The sequence below is a fragment of the Streptomyces sp. NBC_00210 genome (genome assembly GCF_045160975.1).
In the GTDB taxonomy this organism is placed as follows: Bacteria; Actinomycetota; Actinomycetes; order Streptomycetales; family Streptomycetaceae; genus Streptomyces.
Genome location: NZ_CP108120.1, coordinates 7,007,873 through 7,027,263 on the forward strand (window position 1 = coordinate 7,007,873; position 19,391 = coordinate 7,027,263).

At 70.3% G+C, this 19,391-nt stretch carries 18 protein-coding genes, 1 tRNA gene and 1 pseudogene; 14 read left to right on the plus strand and 6 right to left on the minus strand.

The window, feature by feature from the left end:
* The first annotated feature begins 27 nt into the window (after nt 1–27).
* The 5 genes and pseudogenes from OG729_RS31725 to OG729_RS31745 all read left to right on the plus strand — a co-directional run bounded on the left by OG729_RS31725 (nt 28) and on the right by OG729_RS31745 (nt 5,163).
* A complete protein-coding gene (locus OG729_RS31725; RefSeq protein WP_405809339.1) occupies nt 28–1,683 on the plus strand; it encodes an FAD-binding dehydrogenase in 1,656 nt (551 codons plus the stop codon).
* A gap of 255 nt (nt 1,684–1,938) precedes the next feature.
* Nucleotides 1,939–2,604: a molybdopterin-dependent oxidoreductase gene (locus OG729_RS31730; RefSeq protein WP_405811361.1), complete on the plus strand. Its 666-nt coding sequence runs from the start codon at nt 1,939–1,941 to the stop codon at nt 2,602–2,604.
* Nucleotides 2,546–3,253, plus strand: a complete 708-nt coding sequence (locus tag OG729_RS31735; RefSeq protein ID WP_405809341.1) for a cytochrome b/b6 domain-containing protein — start codon at nt 2,546–2,548, stop codon at nt 3,251–3,253. The genes OG729_RS31730 and OG729_RS31735 overlap by 59 nt, the downstream gene beginning before the upstream one ends.
* A gap of 25 nt (nt 3,254–3,278) precedes the next feature.
* Nucleotides 3,279–3,410: pseudogene (locus OG729_RS31740) on the plus strand (GntR family transcriptional regulator); the annotation flags it as partial.
* 289 nt (nt 3,411–3,699) lie between these two features.
* A complete protein-coding gene (locus OG729_RS31745; protein ID WP_360882101.1) occupies nt 3,700–5,163 on the plus strand; it encodes an amino acid permease in 1,464 nt (487 codons plus the stop codon).
* Nucleotides 5,164–5,235: 72 nt separating this feature from the next.
* Here OG729_RS31745 and OG729_RS31750 read toward each other — a convergent pair whose 3' ends face one another.
* Complete coding sequence (locus tag OG729_RS31750) at nt 5,236–6,183, minus strand: RluA family pseudouridine synthase (RefSeq protein ID WP_405809344.1); 948 nt, start codon at nt 6,181–6,183, stop codon at nt 5,236–5,238.
* A gap of 74 nt (nt 6,184–6,257) precedes the next feature.
* A tRNA-Leu gene (locus tag OG729_RS31755) sits at nt 6,258–6,345 on the minus strand.
* 186 nt (nt 6,346–6,531) lie between these two features.
* Between OG729_RS31755 and OG729_RS31760 the strand changes: the two genes are divergently transcribed.
* The 3 genes from OG729_RS31760 (at nt 6,532) to OG729_RS31770 (ending at nt 9,346) form a co-directional block, all read left to right on the plus strand.
* Nucleotides 6,532–7,857, plus strand: coding sequence for a M20/M25/M40 family metallo-hydrolase (locus OG729_RS31760; protein WP_360884992.1), 1,326 nt, complete (start codon nt 6,532–6,534; stop codon nt 7,855–7,857).
* A 166-nt stretch (nt 7,858–8,023) separates the two neighbouring features.
* Nucleotides 8,024–8,257, plus strand: a complete 234-nt coding sequence (locus OG729_RS31765) for a chaplin (protein WP_360884989.1) — start codon at nt 8,024–8,026, stop codon at nt 8,255–8,257.
* 141 nt (nt 8,258–8,398) lie between these two features.
* The gene (locus OG729_RS31770) at nt 8,399–9,346 is read left to right on the plus strand and encodes a chaplin family protein (protein ID WP_405809346.1); all 948 of its coding nucleotides are present in this window, start codon (nt 8,399–8,401) and stop codon (nt 9,344–9,346) included.
* A 102-nt stretch (nt 9,347–9,448) separates the two neighbouring features.
* Here the strand turns inward: OG729_RS31770 and OG729_RS31775 are convergent, their stop codons facing one another.
* On the minus strand, nt 9,449–9,637 hold the full coding sequence (locus tag OG729_RS31775; protein ID WP_014671721.1) for a DUF5703 family protein: 189 nt from the start codon (nt 9,635–9,637) through the stop codon (nt 9,449–9,451).
* 47 nt (nt 9,638–9,684) lie between these two features.
* Here OG729_RS31775 and OG729_RS31780 point away from each other — a divergent pair, with 47 nt between their 5' ends.
* Nucleotides 9,685–10,353 (plus strand): hypothetical protein, encoded by a 669-nt coding sequence (locus tag OG729_RS31780; RefSeq protein WP_405809347.1) that lies wholly within the window; start codon nt 9,685–9,687, stop codon nt 10,351–10,353.
* Nucleotides 10,354–10,464: 111 nt separating this feature from the next.
* Here the strand turns inward: OG729_RS31780 and OG729_RS31785 are convergent, their stop codons facing one another.
* Together OG729_RS31785 and OG729_RS31790 are read right to left on the minus strand one after the other, a co-directional pair.
* Nucleotides 10,465–12,690, minus strand: coding sequence for a helix-hairpin-helix domain-containing protein (locus OG729_RS31785; RefSeq protein WP_405809349.1), 2,226 nt, complete (start codon nt 12,688–12,690; stop codon nt 10,465–10,467).
* Nucleotides 12,687–13,670, minus strand: a complete 984-nt coding sequence (locus OG729_RS31790; RefSeq protein WP_405809351.1) for an aldo/keto reductase — start codon at nt 13,668–13,670, stop codon at nt 12,687–12,689. The genes OG729_RS31785 and OG729_RS31790 overlap by 4 nt, the downstream gene beginning before the upstream one ends.
* A gap of 129 nt (nt 13,671–13,799) precedes the next feature.
* Between OG729_RS31790 and OG729_RS31795 the strand changes: the two genes are divergently transcribed.
* Nucleotides 13,800–14,849: an LLM class F420-dependent oxidoreductase gene (locus OG729_RS31795; protein ID WP_405809352.1), complete on the plus strand. Its 1,050-nt coding sequence runs from the start codon at nt 13,800–13,802 to the stop codon at nt 14,847–14,849.
* 447 nt (nt 14,850–15,296) lie between these two features.
* Nucleotides 15,297–16,082 carry a ferritin-like domain-containing protein gene (locus OG729_RS31800; protein WP_360885002.1) on the plus strand — a complete coding sequence of 262 codons (786 nt, stop codon included), beginning with the start codon at nt 15,297–15,299 and terminating at the stop codon, nt 16,080–16,082.
* 34 nt (nt 16,083–16,116) lie between these two features.
* On the opposite strand, the gene corA is transcribed toward OG729_RS31800, so the two are convergent.
* A complete protein-coding gene (gene corA, locus OG729_RS31805) occupies nt 16,117–17,109 on the minus strand; it encodes a magnesium/cobalt transporter CorA (RefSeq protein WP_360884999.1) in 993 nt (330 codons plus the stop codon).
* Between the two features lie 59 nt (nt 17,110–17,168).
* Between corA and OG729_RS31810 the strand changes: the two genes are divergently transcribed.
* The 3 genes from OG729_RS31810 (at nt 17,169) to OG729_RS31820 (ending at nt 19,386) form a co-directional block, all read left to right on the plus strand.
* Nucleotides 17,169–17,855 (plus strand): histidine phosphatase family protein, encoded by a 687-nt coding sequence (locus OG729_RS31810; protein ID WP_405809353.1) that lies wholly within the window; start codon nt 17,169–17,171, stop codon nt 17,853–17,855.
* 158 nt (nt 17,856–18,013) lie between these two features.
* A complete protein-coding gene (locus OG729_RS31815) occupies nt 18,014–18,604 on the plus strand; it encodes a DUF3090 domain-containing protein (RefSeq protein WP_360884971.1) in 591 nt (196 codons plus the stop codon).
* Entirely contained in the window at nt 18,568–19,386 is an 819-nt protein-coding gene (locus tag OG729_RS31820; protein ID WP_405809355.1) for an SCO1664 family protein, read from the plus strand. Before OG729_RS31815 ends, OG729_RS31820 begins: the two co-directional genes overlap by 37 nt.
* The last annotated feature ends 5 nt before the right edge of the window (nt 19,387–19,391 follow it).

Here is a 19,391-nt window from a genome sequence, read left to right on the forward strand (position 1 = left end):
CACGAGGCCCGACAAGGATGGAACCTCATGGCGTACGACGCTGATGTGATCGTGATCGGGGCAGGGATCGCGGGCCTCGTGGCCACCGCGGAACTCGTCGACGCCGGGCGCAAGGTCATCCTGCTCGACCAGGAGCCGGAGCAGTCGATCGGCGGGCAGGCGCACTGGTCCTTCGGCGGGCTGTTCTTCGTCGACTCGCCCGAGCAGCGCCGGATGCGGATCAAGGACAGCCAGGAACTCGCGCTCCAGGACTGGCTCGGCACCGCGGGCTTCGACCGCGACGAGGACCGCCGGCCGCGCGAGTGGGCCGAGGCGTACGTCGACTTCGCCTCCGGGGAGAAGCGGGCCTGGCTGCATGCCCAGGGTGTGCGTTTCTTCCCGGTCGTGGGCTGGGCCGAGCGCGGCGGCTACGACGCCACGGGGCACGGCAACTCCGTACCCCGCTTCCACATCACCTGGGGGACAGGACCGGGAATCGTCGCCCCCTTCGAACGCCGGGTCAGAGAAGGCGTCGCACGCGGCCTCGTCGAGCTGAGGTTCCGCCACCGGGTGACCGGGCTGAGCAGCAGCGCGGGCGCGCTGGACACCGTCAGCGGCGAGGTCCTCGAAGCCTCCGACGCCGTGCGGGGCGCCGCGAGCAGCCGCGAGGTCGCCGGAGCCTTCGAGTTCCGGGCCCAGGCGGTGATCGTCACCTCCGGCGGCATCGGCGGCAACCACGACCTCGTACGCGCCCAGTGGCCGGAGCGGCTCGGTACCCCGCCCGAGAAGATGCTCTCCGGCGTCCCCGCACACGTCGACGGACTGATGCTCGGCATCGCGGAGCGCGCGGGCGCGAGCCACATCAACCGCGACCGGATGTGGCACTACACCGAGGGCATCGAGAACTGGAACCCGATCTGGGCCAGGCACGGCATCCGCATCCTGCCCGGTCCCTCGTCGCTCTGGCTGGACGCGCGCGGCAAGCGGCTGCCGGTGCCGCTCTTCCCCGGCTTCGACACGCTCGGCACGCTCGAGCACATCATGAAGTCCGGCTACGACTACACCTGGTTCGTCCTCGACCAGAAGATCATCGGGAAGGAGTTCGCACTCTCGGGCTCCGAGCAGAACCCCGACCTGACGGGGAAGTCGATCCGCGGTGTCATCGGGCGCGCGAGGGCGGATGTGCCGGGTCCGGTGAAGGCGTTCATGGACCGCGGGGTGGACTTCGTCGTCGAGAAGGATCTCTCCGCTCTCGTACGGGGCATGAACGCGCTCACCAAGGAACCGCTGATCGACGAGGCGGAGCTGCGTCGCGAGATCACCGCGCGGGACCGGGAGATCAAGAACCCGTTCACCAAGGACCTCCAGGTCACGGCGATTCGCGGGGCGCGCAACTATCTGGGCGACAAGCTGATACGTACGGCTGCGCCGCACCGCATTCTCGACCCGAAGGCGGGTCCGCTCATCGCCGTACGGCTGAACATCCTCACCCGCAAATCGCTCGGCGGGCTGGAGACGGACCTGTCCTCGCGGGTGCTCACGGAGGGCGGCGAGCCGCTGCCGGGCCTGTATGCGGCGGGCGAGGCGGCGGGGTTCGGGGGCGGGGGTGTGCACGGATACCGGTCGCTGGAGGGCACGTTCTTGGGGGGCTGCCTGTTCTCGGGCCGGGCGGCGGGGCGGGCGGCGGCGAAGTCGGTGCGCTAGGGCTGACGCCTTCCGCCCGTCCTGCCTGAACTTCATGCTGGCCGGGCAAACCAAGCCTCGCCGGCGTTTGAGGCGTAGGGGGAGGGTCTGGTGCGGAGCCCCAGTGGGAGGCGCGGGCGGAGCCGAGTGTGACGGAAGTCTGACGTGCCGCCGATTTTCCTGGCGTACCGGCTTCCGTGGTGTTCGAATCGAAGGGTGACCACACACCACCCCGACACCGAGGGCGCCCCCGTCGGCCGCCGCTTGGTGCTCGGCATGCTCGGGCTCGGCGCCGGCGGCATCGCCGCGGCGCCGTATCTGCAGCGCGGGCTCGAGGCCTTCCTCGGCGCGGCCTCGGACAAGGACCCCACCGGCCTGACCGGGCTGCTGCCCAACGGCGGTGGCTTTCGCTACTACTCCGTCGCCGCCTCCGTACCGCACAAGAACGAGCGGAACTACCGGCTGACCGTCGACGGCCTGGTCGACCGCCCGGCGACGTACACCTTCGACGCGCTGCGCAAGCTGCCGCAGACCCGGGTCGTGCGCGACGTGCAGTGCGTCACCGGCTGGCGCGTCCCCGAGACCGCCTTCGCGGGCGTCAAGCTGTCGCTGCTGCTGGACGCCGCCGGCGTGCGCCCCGAGGCCAAGGCGATCCGCTTCAGCTGCTTCGACGGCACGTACAGCGAGAGCCTCACCCTGCCGCAGGCCCGCCGCGACGATGTGCTGGTGTGCCTTCAGATGCAGGACAAGCCGGTCAACCACTCCCACGGCGGACCGGTCCGGCTCTATGTCGCGCCGATGTACTTCTACAAGTCGGCGAAGTGGCTCTCCGGGATCACCGTCACCTCTGATGTCCGGCCCGGCTACTGGGAGGAGCGGGGCTATGACGTCGACGCCTGGGTCGGCCGGTCCAACGGCCGCAGCGACACCCCCACCGTCTGAACTGCCCAGGCGTGTCAAGCGGTTCAGCCGCGCCGAGCGCTGGGTGCACCGCACCACCGCCGCGCTGATGCTGCTGTGTGTGGCGACCGCCGCGGCTTTGTACGTACCGCAGATCGCCGAGCTCGTCGGCCGCCGCTATCTCGTGGTCACCGTCCACGAATGGGCCGGAATCCTGCTGCCCGTGCCCTTCCTGCTCGGTCTTGCCTCGCGTTCCTTCCGGGCCGATCTGCGCAGGCTGAACCGCTTCGGGCCGCACGACAGGAAGTGGCTGCGGGCGGCGCGGCGGCGTGACCGCCGACCCGAGTCCCGTCCGGCGGGCAAGTTCAATGCCGGCCAGAAGATCTACTCGGCCTGGATCGCGGGCGCGGTGCTGGTGATGCTGGCGACCGGCCTGCTGATGTGGTTCACCCATCTGACCCCGCTGGTATGGCGCAACGGCGCCACCTTCGTCCACGACTGGCTCGCGCTGTCCATCGGCATCGTCCTCGCCGGGCACATCGGAATGGCGCTCGCCGACCCGGAGGCACGAAGGGGTATGCGTACCGGGTCGGTCGAGCGCCCGTGGGCGAAGGTGGAGCACCCGCTGTGGCTGAAGGACGACGAGCTGGAGCACCCGCTGTGGCTGAAGGACGACGAGAAGGACGACTGAGGGACGAGTGACGGCAGCAGTACGAAATCCGGCGGCCCCGACCCTGCATGTCCAGGTGGCCGGGGCGGTCCGCGAGTCGGACGCCGTACGGCCCGAGGAGATCACCCGGCAGATCGCGGTCGGCGCGCTCGCCGAGCTGGATGTACTGGCTCCCTGAGCAGCCCTGCGCGCTGCCCCGAACCGTCCCGATGAGCGGTCCTGCGCGCCCCTGAGTCGCCCTGAGCGGTTCCTGAGCTGTCCGCGTCAGAGTTACCCCGCTGGTCGATGACCTTGGTTTACTGGGCCGTAACCTCAAAATCCCCTCAGATCTATCGCTGCGTGACCTTCGCCACTGTCAAAATCCCAGGGTTGCCCTGACTGTGTGGCGTCAGACCACGCCAAGGTGACCACCCCCACCGGCTCCGGCCGGGAACCGCACATCCCCCTCACGAAGGCGAACCTTTCTCATGAGTGACCGCATCACCGCGGCCGAAACGCTCGCCGCCGGGGCTCCGGCGACGACGAGCTCCCCCCACGTGGACGCCGGAGACGCCGGCTACAGCAAGGACCTCAAGTCCCGCCACATCAACATGATCGCGATCGGCGGAGCGATAGGCACCGGCCTCTTCCTCGGCGCGGGCGGCCGTATGGCGGGCGCAGGCCCCTCCCTGGCCATTGCCTACGCGGTCTGCGGCGTGTTCGCCTTCTTCGTCGTGCGCGCTCTCGGTGAGCTGGTCCTCTACCGCCCGTCCTCCGGCGCCTTCGTCTCCTACGCCCGTGAGTTCATGGGCGAGAAGGGCGCCTTCGCGGCCGGCTGGCTCTACTTCCTCAACTGGTCGACCACCGCGATCGCCGACATCACCGCGGCCGCCACCTATGCGCACTTCTGGGCGATGTTCAGCGACATCCCGCAGTGGGTCCTCGCGCTGATCGCCCTCGCCGTCGTCCTCACCGCCAACCTCATCTCGGTGAAGTACTTCGGCGAGATGGAGTTCTGGTTCGCGATCATCAAGGTCGCCGCGCTGGTCGCCTTCATGCTCGTCGGCATCTTCCTGGTGGTCACCCAGCACCCGGTGGACGGCCACACCCCCGGTTTCTCCACCGTCACCGACAACGGCGGCATCTTCCCGATGGGCATGCTGCCGATGCTGCTGGTGATCCAGGGCGTCGTCTTCGCGTACGCCTCCGTCGAGCTGTGCGGTGTAGCCGCCGGTGAGACCGAGAGCCCCGAGAAGATCATGCCCAAGGCCATCAACTCGATCATGTGGCGGGTCGGCCTGTTCTACGTCGGCTCGGTGGTGCTCCTCGCGCTGCTCCTCCCGTACACGGCGTACTCCGGCGACCAGAGCCCGTTCGTCACGGTCATGGACAAGCTCGGCGTACCGGGCGCGGCCGGCGTGATGAACCTCGTGGTGCTGACCGCGGCGCTCTCCAGCCTGAACTCCGGTCTGTACTCCACCGGCCGCATCCTGCGCTCGATGGCGCTGTCGGGCTCCGCGCCCAGGTTCACCGGCCGGATGAACAAGGGCCAGGTGCCCTACGGCGGCATCCTGCTGACCGCGGGCTTCGGTGTGCTCGGCGTCGCGCTCAACTACGTCGTGCCCGGCCAGGCCTTCGAGATCGTCCTGAACCTGGCGTCGATCGGCATCCTCGGCACCTGGGGCATGATCATGCTCTGTTCGCTGCTGTTCTGGCATCGCGCGCAGGACGGCCGGGTGACCCGCCCCTCGTACCGGCTGCCCTGGGCTCCGTACACCCAGATCGTCACGATGTTCTTCCTCGCCAGCGTGGCCTTCCTGATGTGGTGGGGCGGCGGCGTGGGCCGTACGACCGTGATGTTCCTGCCGCTGATCGCGGCGGCCCTGGTCGGCGGCTGGTTCGTCGTACGCGGCCGGGTCAGCGCGATCGCGGCGGAGCGCCAGAACGCCTGACCCCGCTTTGCGCCTGAACCGCCGCCGCTCGCGCGGAGGTGGCTGCTCGGCGCGAGGTTGCTCAACTGATGGTTACGGTCGCTCCGCCGGGCGGCCGGGCCATTGAGCCAGCCGCAGCCGGCTCTCGAAGCGGAACGGCTCTCCCGTCACCGGATCGGTGAACTCCAGTACCTTCGCGAGGAGTTGAAGCGGACGGGAGTAGTCGTCGGGCCCGGCCGCCCGGACGACCGGATAGACCGGGTCGTTCAGGAGCGGCAGCCCGAGGCTGTTCATATGGACCCGCAGCTGATGGGTGCGGCCGGTGGCCGGCAGCAGCCGGTACCGGCCGAGCCCGGCCCGGTGCTCGATCAGCTCGATCCGGCTCTCGCTGTTCGGCTCGCCCGGCTCCTCCCGGGCGGTCATCACCCCGCGCTCCTTCACGATCCTGCTCCGCAGGGTCATGGGCAGCGCGAGCGCCGGGTCGTACGGCGCGACCGCCTCGTACTCCTTGCGCACCTGCCGGTCCCGGAACATCGTCTGGTACGCACCACGGTCCCCGGGCCGCACGACGAACAGCGCAAGCCCCGCGGTCAGCCGGTCGAGCCGGTGCGCGGGCTGCAGCTGCGGCAGCTCGAGGTCACGGCGCAACCGGGCCAGCGCAGTCTCCGTGATATGCCGTCCGCGCGGGGTCGTGGCCAGGAAGTGGGGCTTGTCGGCGATCACCAGGCGTTCGTCCCGGTGGACGATCCCGACCTCGAAGGGGACGCGCTCTTCGGGTGCGAACTCCCGGTGGAACCAGAGATACCGCCCCGGGGTGTACGGCTCGTCGGCCGCCACAGGACCGTCGGTGGAGACGATGCGCCCGTCCCGGAACAGCGCGTCGACCCTGTCGGCCCCGATGGCGTCGGCGTACCGCGCGGCGAGGTGGTCGTACACCGTGTTCCAGGCGCCGTCCGGATCGGCGGGCAGCCGCAGCCGCACCGGGTCGATGCCGTCACGCTGGGGCAGCGGCGAGGGCGGGGCCTTGTGTCTGCGTCTCACCGACGTGACTGTATGCGCATCGACCGGGGCCGACGGAACGAGAAGATCCCCACGGGAATCCGTGGGGATCTTGGTGGTGTCCGAGGGGGGACTTGAACCCCCACGCCCGATAAAGGGCACTAGCACCTCAAGCTAGCGCGTCTGCCATTCCGCCACCCGGACAAGGTGTCTGTCGCGCGGCGCTGGGCCGTTCCGACGTGGAAAACCATAGCAAACATTCGGACGTGCCCGATCACGCCCCCAGCCGTGTGACGGCCGTATGACAGCGGACAGCCGCCCTTGGGCTGCGGGGCCCGCTCGCGGGAGGATGAGGAGGAACCACCAGCAGCGACAGTGGGAGGAATCAGCGTGAGCGAGTCGAACACGGACCGAACCGTCTCGGGTGAGGACGAGGTCGTCGACCTCTGTCGTGAGCTGATCCGCATCGACACGAGCAATTACGGAGACCACTCCGGTCCGGGGGAGCGGGCCGCGGCGGAGTACGTCGCAGCCAAGCTCGCCGAGGTCGGGCTCGAACCGCAGATCCTCGAGTCGCACAAGGGCCGCGCCTCCACGGTCGCCCGGATCGCGGGCGAGGACCCGTCCAGGCCCGCGCTGCTCATCCACGGCCACCTCGACGTCGTACCGGCGAACGCCGACGACTGGACGCACCACCCCTTCTCCGGCGAGATCGCGGACGACTGTGTCTGGGGCCGTGGCGCGGTCGACATGAAGGACATGGACGCGATGACCCTCGCCGTCGTCCGGGACCGGCTGCGCAGCGGCCGCAAGCCCCCGCGCGACATCGTGCTGGCCTTCCTGGCCGACGAGGAGGCGGGCGGCACCTACGGCGCGCGGTATCTGGTGGACAAGCACCCGGACCTCTTCGAGGGCGTCACCGAGGCCATCGGCGAGGTCGGCGGCTTCTCCTTCACCGTCAACGAGAACCTGCGGCTCTATCTCGTCGAGACGGCCCAGAAGGGCATGCACTGGATGCGCCTCACCGTCGAGGGCACCGCCGGGCACGGGTCGATGACCAACAACGACAACGCCATCACCGAGCTCTGCGAGGCCGTCGGCCGGCTCGGGCGGCACAAATGGCCGGTCAGGATGACCAAGACCGTACGGTCCTTCCTGGACGAGCTCTCCGACGCGCTCGGCACACCGCTCGATCCCGAGGACATGGACGCCACGCTCGCCAAGCTCGGCGGCATCGCGAAAATGATCGGCGCGACCCTGCGCAACTCCGCGGCCCCCACCATGCTCGGCGCCGGCTACAAGGTGAACGTCATCCCCGGGCAGGCCACCGCCCATGTCGACGGACGCTTCCTGCCGGGGTACGAGGAGGAGTTCCTGGCCGACCTCGACCGGCTGCTCGGGCCGCGGGTCAAGCGGGAGGACGTGCACGGCGACAAGGCGCTGGAGACCAGCTTCGACGGAGACCTCGTGGACGCGATGCAGATCGCGCTCAAGGCGGAGGACCCGATCGCCCGCGCCGTCCCGTACATGCTGTCCGGCGGCACCGACGCCAAGTCCTTCGACGATCTCGGCATCCGGTGCTTCGGCTTCGCGCCGCTCAAGCTGCCGCCGGAGCTGGACTTCGCGGGCATGTTCCACGGTGTGGACGAGCGGGTTCCGGTCGACGGTCTGAAGTTCGGGGTACGAGTGCTTGACCGTTTTCTCGACCGGTGCTGAGTCGCCTCGGGTGAGATCCGCTGAAACGAAACTCCAATAATCGTGAGTACGTACGCACTTGACTGAAAAGAGTGAATGGCGCATCGGGCTCGTAGCCCGCACCCCACCTCCTCGTTACAGGTGATGCGATCCGCGGCTGGGATCGCATTGCCAACGAGGAGGAACAATGATCAAGAAGGTCGTCGCTGCTGCGGCTGCCACTGGTGGCCTGCTGCTTGCCGGTGCGGGCGTGGCCATGGCCGACGCGGGCGCCCAGGGTGCTGCGGTGCAGTCCCCGGGAGTGCTCTCCGGCAACGTCATCCAGGCGCCCATCCACGTGCCGGTGAACGTGTGCGGCAACACAGTGAGCGTCATCGGCCTGCTGAACCCCACCTTCGGCAACACCTGCGTCAACTCGTGACGTTGTGACTCGGCCCATGAGGGCTTGGGTTTGACCCCGGTCGGTCCCGGAGCGCGCGCCATGCGCTCCGGGGCCGTCGGGCATTCCGGCCCCGGGCACGACGTCCGGGATTTCCTGAAGCAGGAAGGCAAGGAATCATCAATGCGACACTTCACTCGCAAAGGCTTGATCACCATCGCGGCTGCGGGCGGCGTACTCGCCCTCGGCGGCGGATATGCGCAGGCGGATGCCACGGCGCAGGGAAGCGCGTCGAATTCGCCGGGTGTGGCGTCCGGGAATTCGGTCCAGGCGCCGGTGCACATTCCCGTGAACGTGTGCGGGAACACGGCCAATGTCATTGGTCTGCTCAACCCCACCAGTGGCAACGGGTGCGGCAACGGCTCCGGCGGCAGCGCGAACGGCGGTGGATCCCAGGCGGGTGGGGCCACCAGCGACTCTCCCGGTGTTGCCTCCGGCAACAACGTCCAGGCGCCGGTCCACGTCCCCGTGAACGCGTGCGGGAACACGGCCAGTGTCGTTGGTCTGCTCAACCCCGCCAGTGGCAACGGGTGCGGCAACGGCTCCGGCGGCAGTGCGAACGGCGGTGGATCCCAGGCGGGTGGGGCCACCAGCGACTCTCCCGGTGTTGCCTCCGGCAACAACGTCCAGGCGCCGGTCCACGTCCCCGTGAACGCGTGCGGGAACACGGCCAACGTCGTTGGTCTGCTCAACCCCGCCGGCGCCAACGAGTGCGGCAGCAATGCCGGCGCCAACACGCCACCCGCACAGCCCGGTACCCCGACTCAGCCGGGCACGCCGACCCAGCCCGGCACCCCGACTCAGCCGGGCACGCCGACCCAGCCCGGCACCCCGAGCCAGCCTGGTACCCCGACTCAGCCCGGCACCCCGAGCCTGCCGGGCACCCCGACTCAGCCCGGGGCCGAGGTGCCGGTCACTCCGAACACCCCCGGCACGCAGACGGTGACCCCGCCGAGGGCCGGTCAGCTGGCGCACACCGGTGCCGGAGCGCTGGACATGCTGGCCCCGGCCGGGGCCGGTCTGCTGCTCGCGGGAGCGGTGCTCTACCGCCGCGCCCGCGCCTCTGCGTAACCAAGCAGTCACGGTGCAACACATTCGTACGTAACGGTGCGAAGGGGCATGAAGCGGAGCGGGTCCCGCGGTCGCGGGGCCCGCTCCGTACTGCTCACTCGCTCACCAGGTGGCGCGCACCTGACGGATGATGCGCCGGCGCAGCCGCACCCTGCGGCTGCCGTCCCGGAGCAGACTCAGTCGGTCCAACTCCCAGTGTCCGTACTCGGCATGGTCGGTCAGCAGACGTGTCGCCTCCTTGCGGGAGACCCCGCGCGGCACGTAGACGTCGACAAATTCGTATTCCGGCATCGCATCTATTGTGCGGGCAGAGCCCTGGTACGGATAGCGTCTGCACTATGTCTGATGCTGCGCAGCCCACCGCTGCCGAGGTACGTGCCGCCGCCGAGGCGGTCAAAACCGCACTGGACCGTCACCTCGCGGCGGTCGAGAACCGCTCGGGCGAGGACGACCCGGCTGTCTACGACGCGTTCAACCACCTCGCCGCGGCGGCGGAGGCGTACGACGAGCGCCTGTACGACCGCTACGACGAGGTCACGCCGTTCGAGATCCCGGGTGCGGACGACTCGCTGCCCCCGTACGCGGGACCCGAGGAGCCGAACGCGCTCAGTGTGCTGATCCGCCGGGACTACGCGGTGGTCGAGCCGCAGCGACTGCTCGCACAGGCACAGCGCATTGCCGACCTGGACCCCGACGAGGAACGCACGGAGAGCGCCCCGGTGGTCGGCACGAGCGTGCACGCGGCGCTCGGAGTGCTCTTCGGAGAGTTCGAACCGGACGAAATCGCTTCCCGGCACAAGGAGTTCGGCCTGGAGGAGGGCGACTCCACGCTGTGGGTGTCGGCCGCGGACGACCTCCCGGAGCCGGGGGAGTGGCTGAGCACGCCGTTCGACCAGGCGGACCCGCAGCGGGTCGTGTGCCGCTTCGATGTCAGCTCGGTTTTCGACGAGGACGAGCTGGCCGCGGATCTGGACGACGACGTCGACGTCGACGAAGTGGAGTCCTGACCACGCCAGGGCCTGTCTTCCGGATCTTGCCGGGCTCGTGAGTCGTACGCAGCCGAGGCCCCCGTCGCGTCCTGGCGGCGGGGGCCTCGGTGCGGCCCTTGGGCAGAGTGATCACTGCGCCGGGGCGAGCAGCCCTTCGAGCAGCGTCCGCAGCCGCGTCGTGCGCTCCTGGGCCGGGACCTCCGCCACCGCGCGCGGCAGCGCCTGGTCCACGCCGTGCACCACCGACAGATGGCGCTCCCCACGGCTGAACGCGGTGTAGACCCACGGCCGGCTCAACCCCTGCGCCGCATCACCCGGCAGCACCACGACCGCCGCGGGCCAGCGCATCCCCGCGGCCTGGTGCGCCGTCAACGCCCAGCCGTGCCGCACCGCCGAGTCGACCCGCTCCTTGGGTACGACGACGGGCGTGCCCTCGCAGTCGAGGTGCAGGCCGTCCGCCTCCGCCGAGACGACGGTGCCGGGCAGTGTCCGGCCGAGCGCCGGGGCGTATGCCACCCGGTCGCCCGGGTCGAAACCGCCGAACCGGCCGGGACCCGGGTTCAGCCGCTGCTTGAGAGCCGCGTTCAGCGCGCGCGTCCCCGCGGAGCCGCCATGCCCGACCGTGATCACCTGAGTCTGCTCGGCCGGCACTCCGATGGCCCGCGGCACCGAGTCCGCGACGAGCTGCACCGTACGGTGGACCGCCTCTCCCGCGTCCCGCACCGGGACGATGACGACCTCCTTGCCGGGCCCCGCCACCTGGTTCAGCTCGCCGATCCCGATGCCCGAGACCAGCTCGCCGATCGGACCGGGGTCGGGCGTCCGCGAGGCGGTCTGCGGGCACACCCTGGCCGCCAGCACATCCGCGAACACCCGGCCCGCGCCCGCCGAGTCCAGCACTCCGGGGTCGCCGCTCAGCACCAGCCGACTGCCGTCGGGCATCGACTCGACCAGCATCGCGGCGGTCTCCACGTCCAGCTGCGGCGCGTCAAGGACGACCAGGAGATCGAGCGCGAAGGCCCCGTCCTCGTCCCGGCCGGGCCCCTGTGCCCCGGACAGCAGCCCGGCGACGGTGACCGCGGCCGGGCCGAGCCGTCGGCTGCCGTTCTCACTGTGGGCCGCGACGACCGCGCGCAGCCCGAGGGCACGTGCCGCCTCGGCCAGCGCGACCGGCTCGGTGCGAGCCGCCTCGCCGCCGGTGTGCACCACCAGGCCGCTCGCTGCCACCGCGCGGACCAGCTCGGTGGGTTCGGTCGCCTCCCAACGGGCATCGGCGCCCGACTTGGCCAGTCGCGCCAGGCCGTCCGCGAGGCTCTCCTCCGCGAGTGCGTACCGGTCGAGGCCCAGCAGCACGGGCACGGGCGGCCGGGCGGACTCGTCCCCGTCCTCGGCCTCCTCGATGCCGTCCTGGAAGACCAGCACGGCGCCCTCGGCGATGGCCTGTTGCAACGCCTCGTCCGGATCGGGCACCGACCGCTCGGCCAGCGCACCGCGGACGACGGAAGACTCCAGCGCGGTGTGGCCCTGGAGCGCCGCGCGCTCCAGCTGCCAGCCGACCAGGGCCCCCGTCCGGCGCTCGTCACCCGGGCCGCACTCGGCGCCGAGCAGCGCGCGGGCGAAACCGTCCGCCTGCTCCGGCCGGACACCGGGCACGGCCAGCAGCCGCCACGGATCCTCGCGCAGGGCGTCCGCTGCCTGCTCTCCGAGCACCTCGGCGACCTGGGCCGCGAGCGCCTCCGGCGCACCGCCCTCGGTGAGCACGGCCCGTACGGCGGTGACGGTTTCCGCCGCGGCCGCCCGCGGCGCCGTGGCGGGCTCCGGAATCCGCGGCCGCACCGGCTCGGCCGGAGTGGGTGCTGCGCGCCTGGGCGCGGGGGCGGTGGGGGTCTTGCCGGCGGAGCGAGCGGGCGAGTCGAAGAAGGCGGTACCGGACTTCTCGCCGCTCTCCACGGCACGTACCGCCGCGAGCAGATCGGCGGCCGTCCCGCTGAGCTTGGCGCCGCTCTCGATGGGCGCCGCCTTCTCGGCCTTCCGCTGCTCGATCCGGGCCCGCAACTCCCGCTGCGCGGCGAGCTCGGCCTCGGTCTCGGAGCGCTCGGTCGCCTTCTCGGCGCCATCGGTGGCGGCCGCGTCCGAGGTCCCGGACGTGTCCGCGTCCGTGTCCGGCGTCGCGTCCGGCTCGGCGGTGCCGTCCGCGACCTCGGCGGAGTTCGCGACCTCGGCGGAGTTCGCGACCTCGGCGGTGTCCGGTGTCGGGGTGGCCGCCCCGTCCGCGGAATCGCGTTCCTCGGCCGGGGGTTCGGCCCGCCGCGCAGCGGCTGTCGGGGGCGGCGTCCCCTCGGAAGGCGCAGTCACAGCTCGCTCCAGTCCTGGTCGGGATATCGGTGCACGGGCGCCGACACATCGTCGAGCGCCTGGCAGATCTCGTCAGGAAGACTAAGGGCCTCCACTGACAATGCTGCCGTGAGCTGCTGCGCATTGCGCGCGCCGATGATCGGCGCCACCACCCCGGGCCGGTCCCGCACCCATGCGAGCGCCACCTGGAGCGTCGTCGCCGCAAGACCGTCCGCCGCGGTCGCCACCGCGTCCACGATGCTGCTCGCCGTCTCGTCCAGATACGGCTCCACGAACGGCGCCAACTGCTCCGACGCCCCCCGCGAATCCGCCGGAGTCGCGTGCCGGTACTTCCCGGTCAGCACCCCGCGGCCGAGAGGCGACGACGGCAGCAGCCCGACCCCCAGGTCCAGCGCGGCGGGCAGCACCTCCCGCTCGATCCCGCGCTGCAGCAGTGAGTACTCCATCTGCGTGCTGGCCAGCCGGGTCCGCACCCCCGGAGCGGCCAGCTGCCAGGTCGCCGCCTTCGCCAGCTGCCAGCCGCAGAAGTTCGACACGCCCGCATACCGCGCCCGTCCGCTGCTGACCGCGATGTCCAGCGCCTGGAGCGTCTCCTCCAGCGGGGTCTCGGGATCGAAGGCATGGACCTGCCAGAGGTCGACGTAGTCCGTCCCGAGCCGCTCCAAGGACGCGTCCAGCGCGGCGAGCAGATGCCCGCGTGAGCCGTCGAAGCGCCGGTCCGGATCGGGCACGCTGCCCGCCTTCGTCGCGATGACCAGATCGCGCCTCGGCACAAGCCGCTCCACCAACTGCCCCAGCAGATACTCGGCGTCCCCGCCGCCGTACACATCGGCGGTGTCGACCAGCGTCCCGCCCGCCTCCCAGAACACCTTCAACTGGTCGGCGGCGTCGTGCTCATCGGTGTCCCGGCCCCATGTCAGGGTGCCGAGTCCGATCCGGGACACGCGCAGGCCGGTGCGGCCGAGATGCCTCTGCTCCATGGGCGCTGAGATTACTGGCCAGGGGCCCACCCTGAGAGAGCCTGTGGACAACCTCCCCCTGCCGGATCTCCCGAAGCCGCGCTAGAGTCCGCGGAAAGGGACGTTACTGATCAGTAAGAGGGAGCGGTTATGCGGCTCGGCATCAACCTCGGCTACTGGGGCGCGGGGATGGACGGAGACAACCTCGCCGTCGCCAAGGAGGCCGACCGGCTCGGCTACGACGTCTGCTGGGCCGCGGAGGCGTACGGATCCGACGCCCCCACCGTCCTCACCTGGGTCGCCGCGCAGACCGAGCGCATCGACGTCGGCTCCGCGATCATGCAGATCCCGGCTCGTCAGCCCGCCATGACCGCGATGACGGCCGCGACTCTCGACTCCCTCTCGGGCGGCCGCTTCCGCCTGGGCCTCGGCGTCTCGGGCCCGCAGGTCTCCGAGGGCTGGTACGGCATCAAGTTCGACAAGCCGCTCTCCCGTACCCGCGAGTACGTCGAGATTGTCCGCAGGGCGATGTCCCGCGAGCGCCTGTCGTACGAGGGCGAGCACTGGACGCTCCCGCTGCCGGACGGCCCGGGCAAGCCGATCAAGCTCACCGTGCACCCGCAGCGCGAGCACATCCCGCTGTACATCGCCGCGATCGGACCCAAGAACCTGGAGCAGACCGGTGAGATCGCGGACGGCGCGCTGCTGATCTTCCCGTCCGCGGAGCATCTCGAGGAAACGGCGATCAAGTACCTGCGGGCGGGCCGCGAGAAGGCCGGCAAGACGCTGGAGGGCTTCGACGTCTGCCCGACACTGCCGCTGGCGATCGGCGACGACGTCAAGGGCCTTGCCGACATGTTCCGTCCGTACACCGCGCTGTATGTCGGCGGGATGGGCAGCCGCAAGCAGAACTTCTACAACCAGCTTGCGCAGCGCATGGGTTACGAGAAGGAAGCGGCCGAGATCCAGGACAAGTACCTGTCCGGCGACAAGGAGGGCGCGGCGGCCGCGGTCCCGCACGAGCTGATCGACCAGACGACGCTGCTGGGCTCGGTGGACCGGATCGCCGACCGTATGCAGGCGTACGCCGAGGCCGGCGTCACCACCCTGACCCTCGCCCCGGCGGGCTTCACACTGGACGAGCGGATCGCGGCGCTCCGGGCGGGCACGGAAGCTCTGGAGCACGCGGGCCTCGCATAGTACGGACAGCTGATCTGCGGCCCTGGTGCCCGGGCCCCGGGAGAGCCGAAAACAAGTCTGCGGCCGTGGTGCCGGGGTGCCGGTCCGGACGGCCCTGGCCCCGGGAGAGTCGAAAAGAAGTCTGCGGCCGTGGTGCCGGGGTGCCGGTCCGGACGGCCCGGGCCCCGGGAGAGCCGAAAACAAGTCTGCGGCCGTGGTGCCGGGGTGCCGGTCCGGACGGCCCGGGCCCCGGGAGAGCCGAAAACAAGTCTGCGGCCGTGGTGGGGGCTCGGGGGTCTTCCCCGCCACGGCCGTCGTAGAGAACAACGCCTGACAGCCCGCCCGGGTTACTGCTTCTTGGCGTGTGCCGCTGTCCTCCGTTCGGCGGAGTTGCGCCACCTACCTGTTGCCTCGCCTCCCATACCGCATTTGACTCTTTTTGCGGACATCTTCATGGAGGTGGCAGTGATGCTCTCGGCCCGGAGTCTCTTCCAGGAAATCGTCGACAGCGACGAAGCCTTCCGGCTCTTCTGCTCCATCGCCGCCAGCGGTGAGACCCAGGGCGGTTGGGAGAACGGCCGTATCGCCGCCCTCGTGCCCGAGAGCATGCGTGAGCTCGCGCCCAAGATCGCCCGGCACGGCGCCGACGAGGACAAGCACGGCCGAATCTTCAACGCGCTGCTCAAGAAGCGCGAGCTCCAGCCCGTCCCCGTACCGCCCGAGACCGACTACACGATGCTGCTGGAGAAGGAGAACATCGGACTCACCCACGAGAAGCTGCGCCGCGACGAGCCGCTGACCGAGCAGGACATCGTCGTCTATCTCTCGCACAGCAGGGTCACCGAGCAGCGGGCCGCCGACCAGATGGACATGCTGGTGAGGTACTTCGGGGACCACCCCGAACTGGGCAAGGCCATCAGGATGATCTGCAGCGACGAGGGCAACCATCTGGCCTACTGCCACGAGGAGTTGCTGCGCCTCGCCGCCGCCGGACACGGCCGTACGATCCAGCGCGTGCTGCGCGAGAGCGCCCTCGCCGAGATCAGGGTCTACCGCGATGTGAGCCTCGCGGTGATGAGCCACATGGCCCGCCTGCTGCACTGGCCCAAGGCCAAGTCCGCCGTGCTCACCGTGGGCATCCATGGCATGTACGCGTACGAACGCTTCGGCGGCTGGCATCGGATGGTCAGTCTGGAGATGCCGATGCGCCGAGGCGCCCTCGACGGACCCGCCACCGCCGCGCCCGCCTACTGACGAGGACAGGTCCGCCTTCCGAACAGGACAGCACCTACAACCAGCCGCGGCGCTTGAAGAGCCGGAACAGGCCGTAGACCGCGCCGGTCATCAGCAGCAGCACGGCCGGATACGCCCACACCCACCGCAGCTCCGGCATGTGGTCGAAGTTCATGCCGTAGATGCCCGCGACCATCGTGGGGACCGCGGCCATGGCCGCCCACGCCGAGATCTTGCGCATGTCGTCGTTCTGCCGCACGCCCATCTGCGCGAGATGGGCGGACAGGACGTCCGAAAGCAGCCGGTCCAAGCCCTCCACCTGCTCGTTCGCCCGGGTCAGATGGTCGTTCACGTCCCGGAAGAACGGCTGCGAGTGCTCATGGACGAACGGCACGCCCATGCTGGCCAGCCGGGACACCGGCCCGGCCAGTGGACTTGCGGCGCGGCGGAACTCCAGCACCTGACGCTTGAAGGTGTAGATACGCGCCGCGGTGTTCTTGGAGACGCTGCTGCTGGGCGCGAAGACCTCGGTCTCCATCTCCTCCAGGTCCACCTGGAGCTCCGCGGCGACGTCGATGTAGTGGTCGACGACCGCGTCGCTGATGGCGTAGAGAACCGCTGTCGGCCCGTGCTTGAGCACTTCGGGCTCGGCTTCCAGCCGACGGCGTACCGCGGCGAGCGGCGAGCCCTCCCCGTGCCGGACCGTCACCACGAACGAATCGCCTATGAAGACCATCAGCTCGCCGGTGGTGACGGTGTCCGACTTCGGCTCGTACACCACCGGCTTGAGGACCATGAAGAGCGAGTCGTCGTACACCTCCAGCTTCGGACGCTGATGGGCGGTGAGGGCGTCCTCGACGGCCAGCGGATGCAGGCCGAACTCGCTCCTGACGAGGTCGAACTCCTTCTCCGTCGGCTCGTACACGCCTATCCAGAGGAAGGCGTCGCCGCTCGCCCGAGCCTCGTCGAGGGCGTCGGAGAAGTCGGCGGGGCCTTCGGTGCGGCGCCCGTCCCGGTAGATGGCGCAATCCACGATCACGGCGCGTATTCTCCCCTCTGCCCTGCCCCGGCGCACCCCTGGGCGCGTGTCCGCCTAGGCTGATCCGCATGGCCACGCTGATCCTCGTACGTCACGGACGCTCCACCGCCAATACCGCGGGGGTGCTCGCCGGCTGGACGGCGGGCGTCTTTCTCGACGAGCGCGGCGCCGCGCAGGCGGCCGCGCTGCCCCAGCGCCTCGCCGATGTGCCGCTCGCCGCGGCGGTCAGCAGCCCGCTGGAGCGCTGTGTGCAGACCCTGCAGCCGCTGCTGGACGCGCGGCCGGAGCTGGAGCTCAAGACCGACGAGCGGATCGGCGAGTGCCACTACGGCGACTGGGCCGGGCGCAAGCTCAAGGAGCTCGCCGACGAGCCGCTGATGGAGGTGGTGCAGCAGCACCCGTCGTCGGCGGCGTTCCCCGGCGGCGAATCGATGCGGGCGATGCAGGCGCGTGCGGTCGATGCCGTACGGGACTGGAACGCGCGCGTCGATGCCGCGCACGGCGAGGACGCGGCATATGTGATGTGCTCGCACGGCGACATCATCAAGTCGTTGGTGGCGGACGCGCTCGGCATGCATCTCGACCTCTTCCAGCGGATTCATGTGGAGCCGTGTTCCGTGACCGCGATCCGTTACACCCGTACGCGTCCGTTTCTTCTGCGCCTCGGCGACACCGGGGATTTCGGCTCGCTGGCGCCGCGTGGAAACGACGGTGGCGGGGCCGGGGTCGTCGGGGGCGGCGCGGGCGCCCCGTGATCGCTCCGCGCAGTAGGGTGGACGGGCCGAAAACCCGTATGCCCGCTCGATAACCGTACGCAGCCGTCGTTCAGCAGTCCTCAGTAGTCCTTCAGTAGTCCTGATCAGTCCTGAGAAGTCGAGACCGACCGACCCCGAGATCCCGAGGGAGACAGAACGTGTCCCGTCAGGTGTTCCTGTACGACCCACCGGACCGTTTCGTGGCCGGTACGGTCGGGCTGCCTGGCCGCCGTACGTTCTTCCTGCAGGCTTCGGCCGCAGGGCGCGTCACCAGTGTGGCCCTGGAGAAGACCCAGGTCGCCGCGCTCGCCGAACGGATCGACGAGCTGCTGGACGAGGTCGTACGCCGTACCGGGGGCAACGCGCCGGTGCCGGCCATGGCGCCCGCCGATGTCGCGGACACCGCGCCGCTGGACGCTCCGGTGGAGGAGGAGTTCCGGGTCGGCACGATGGCGCTGGCGTGGGACGGCGAGGAACAGCGCATGATCGTCGAGGCTCAGGCGCTGGTGGAGCTGGACGCGGACTCCGAGGAGGACCTCGCGGAGGCCGAGGAGCGGCTGCTCCAGGACGAGGAGAACGGCCCGCCGATGCTGCGCGTCCGGCTGAGCGGGGCGCAGGCCAGGGCCTTTGCCAAGCGCGCGCTGGACGTGGTGAACGCCGGCCGGCCGCCGTGCCCGCTGTGCAGCCTGCCGCTCGACCCGGAAGGACATGTATGCCCGCGCCAGAACGGATACCGCCGCGGAGCCTGACGGCGCTGGACGTCCTCGCCGAGGGCGAGCTCACCGTGCGCGGACGGGTCCGCGAGGCGTCCAACGCGGTGCTGTACTGCTCGGTCTCGTACGAGGGCGAAGAGGCCACGTGCGTGTACAAGCCGGTCGCCGGGGAGCGGCCGCTGTGGGACTTCCCGGAAGGGACACTCGCGCAGCGGGAGGTCGCGGCGTACGAGCTCTCCGAGGCGACGGGGTGGGGCCTGGTGCCGCCGACGGTCCTGCGGGACGGGCCCTACGGCGAGGGCATGGTCCAGCTCTGGATCGAGGCGGACCCTTCGGAGTCGCTGCTCGCACTCGTCGAGGACGAGGAGCCGGGCCAGGGCTGGAAGGCGGTCGGCTTCGCGGAGGTGGGCGAGGGGCGTACGGCGTTGCTGGTGCACGCGGACGATCCGCGGCTGCGGCGGCTGGCGGTGCTCGACGCGGTGATCAACAACGGTGACCGGAAGGGCGGGCATCTGCTGCCGACGGAGGAGGGGCATCTGTACGCGATCGACCACGGGGTGACGTTCAACGTGGACGACAAACTGCGGACGCTGCTGTGGGGGTGGGCCGGGGAGCCGCTGCCGCCGTCGGAGCTGGCGACGCTGGCCGAACTGTCGGCCGCGCTGGAGGATGGCGAGCCGCTGGCCACCCGACTGGCGGAGCTGCTGACACCGGCGGAGGTGGAGGCGGTGCGCGAGCGGGTGGAGGTGCTGAGGGGGACGGGGCGGCATCCGGTGCCGTCGGGGGAGTGGCCGGCGATTCCCTGGCCGCCGGTGTGAGTTTG

Bases quoted from the DNA above. Each gene is read 5' to 3' on its own strand.
- OG729_RS31725 (WP_405809339.1), top strand. From the start codon at position 28: ATGGCGTACGACGCTGATGTGATCGTGATCGGGGCAGGGATCGCGGGC.
- OG729_RS31730 (WP_405811361.1), top strand. From the start codon at position 1,939: ATGCTCGGGCTCGGCGCCGGCGGCATCGCCGCGGCGCCGTATCTGCAG.
- OG729_RS31735 (WP_405809341.1), top strand. From the start codon at position 2,546: ATGACGTCGACGCCTGGGTCGGCCGGTCCAACGGCCGCAGCGACACCC.
- OG729_RS31745 (WP_360882101.1), top strand. From the start codon at position 3,700: ATGAGTGACCGCATCACCGCGGCCGAAACGCTCGCCGCCGGGGCTCCG.
- OG729_RS31765 (WP_360884989.1), top strand. From the start codon at position 8,024: ATGATCAAGAAGGTCGTCGCTGCTGCGGCTGCCACTGGTGGCCTGCTG.
- OG729_RS31770 (WP_405809346.1), top strand. From the start codon at position 8,399: ATGCGACACTTCACTCGCAAAGGCTTGATCACCATCGCGGCTGCGGGC.
- OG729_RS31775 (WP_014671721.1), bottom strand. From the start codon at position 9,637: ATGCCGGAATACGAATTTGTCGACGTCTACGTGCCGCGCGGGGTCTCC.
- OG729_RS31780 (WP_405809347.1), top strand. From the start codon at position 9,685: ATGTCTGATGCTGCGCAGCCCACCGCTGCCGAGGTACGTGCCGCCGCC.
- OG729_RS31790 (WP_405809351.1), bottom strand. From the start codon at position 13,670: ATGGAGCAGAGGCATCTCGGCCGCACCGGCCTGCGCGTGTCCCGGATC.
- OG729_RS31795 (WP_405809352.1), top strand. From the start codon at position 13,800: ATGCGGCTCGGCATCAACCTCGGCTACTGGGGCGCGGGGATGGACGGA.
- OG729_RS31800 (WP_360885002.1), top strand. From the start codon at position 15,297: ATGCTCTCGGCCCGGAGTCTCTTCCAGGAAATCGTCGACAGCGACGAA.
- OG729_RS31810 (WP_405809353.1), top strand. From the start codon at position 17,169: ATGGCCACGCTGATCCTCGTACGTCACGGACGCTCCACCGCCAATACC.
- OG729_RS31820 (WP_405809355.1), top strand. From the start codon at position 18,568: ATGCCCGCGCCAGAACGGATACCGCCGCGGAGCCTGACGGCGCTGGAC.